The following is a 1,178-nucleotide window of genomic DNA, read 5'->3' as shown; positions in this document are numbered from 1 at the left end:
CGAGTACCACCCCCCGGTTGTTTGGGGGGGGTGGGGGTCTGCCCCATATGCGGGCCCGGCCGACTTCTCGCGCAGCGATGGCGCCCGCCGTGTTGTCGTACAGGCGCGGTGGTAGGCCGTTGACAGTGGTTGTCCGGCGGTTGAAGGATCCGGGAATGGTGATGGAGCGGGCCGTCGAGTGGTTCTTCGCCGTGCTGCTCGGCGGGCTGTCCGCCGCGTACGCCGGTGCGGCCTGGTCCTCGGTGCGGCTGGGGTTGCGGGGGCGCTGGGCCGACGGGGAGATCGTCCGGGTGCGGGAGGCCGAGTACTCCGACGGCGACTCCCGCTTCTACCCCGTGGTCGCGTTCACCCCGCGCGGCGGTGAGCGGATGGAGGTCGAGTCCCCCGTGGGCAAACCCCGTCCCCCAGACGTCTGGGACAGTGAGGTCAGGGTGCGCTACGACCCCGCCCGGCCGCAGCGGGTCGAGGTCGCCGGGTACGAGCGGGACGGCACCGCGATGAACCTCCTCCTCGCGATGGCGCTGGCCGGGGGCGCCGTCATCGTCCTGCGCGCGGCGCTCGGCTGACCGAGCGTCCTTCAACCCAGCCATGTCCCGTCGCGCATGATGACGCGGCCGGGGAGTTCGGGGACGCCCCGCCAGGCGCGGACCGTCGTCGGCAGCACGCGGATGTACAGGTACGGCTTCGCCTCCGTGCGCGGGTCCCAGCCGAACTTGTCGGCGAACGCCCGGGCCGCGTCCGCCGGGACGTCCTGGGCCGGGAAGCCCTGCGCCTCGCCCTGGACGAGCAGCACGTCGAAGGTGTCCGGCAGGGACAGCCGGACGCGCGGCTCGGCGCGGACGTTGCGTGCGGTCGCCGAACCGTCGCTCGTGCACAGCCACACCGCGTGCCCGTCCCACAGGAACCACAGCGGGACCTGGTGCGGTCCGTGCTCGGGGTGGGCCGTCGACAACCAGACGTCCCGCTCGGTGGCGAGTCGGTCCAGGGCGTCGCGGACACGCTCCGCCGTGCGGCGCTGCATGCTTGCCGTCGTCATGATCGGCGATCCTAGCCACCGGGATACGGGCGCACCTGCGGCCCGCGACCTACGTCCAGCGGTCGACGGAGGGCTCAGCGCACACGAAAGCGCGAGAAGTCGGCCGGGCCGACTTCTCGCGCACCTCGTGCGGGGCCGCTCA

The 1,178-nt window shown here is 72.9% G+C and carries 2 protein-coding genes; one reads left to right on the top strand and one right to left on the bottom strand.

Annotation, left to right across the window (positions count from 1 at the left end; all coding sequences use genetic code 11):
* Nucleotides 1-155 precede the first annotated feature (155 nt).
* Complete coding sequence (locus ABZW03_RS41090; RefSeq protein WP_355270019.1) at nt 156-566, top strand: DUF3592 domain-containing protein; 411 nt, start codon at nt 156-158, stop codon at nt 564-566.
* An 11-nt stretch (nt 567-577) separates the two neighbouring features.
* On the opposite strand, the gene ABZW03_RS41085 is transcribed toward ABZW03_RS41090, so the two are convergent.
* Nucleotides 578-1,039 carry a pyridoxamine 5'-phosphate oxidase family protein gene (locus ABZW03_RS41085; protein WP_355270021.1) on the bottom strand — a complete coding sequence of 154 codons (462 nt, stop codon included), beginning with the start codon at nt 1,037-1,039 and terminating at the stop codon, nt 578-580.
* Between the last annotated feature and the right edge of the window lie 139 nt (nt 1,040-1,178).

The sequence above is a fragment of the Kitasatospora sp. NPDC004799 genome (assembly GCF_040609095.1).
Taxonomy (GTDB): domain Bacteria; phylum Actinomycetota; class Actinomycetes; order Streptomycetales; family Streptomycetaceae; genus Kitasatospora.
Note: the sequence above shows the minus strand (reverse complement) of the source record. Positions and strands in the feature narration are given on the sequence as shown.

Excerpts from the sequence above, each read along its gene's own strand:
- ABZW03_RS41090 (WP_355270019.1), top strand. The coding sequence starts at position 156 with ATGGTGATGGAGCGGGCCGTCGAGTGGTTCTTCGCCGTGCTGCTCGGC.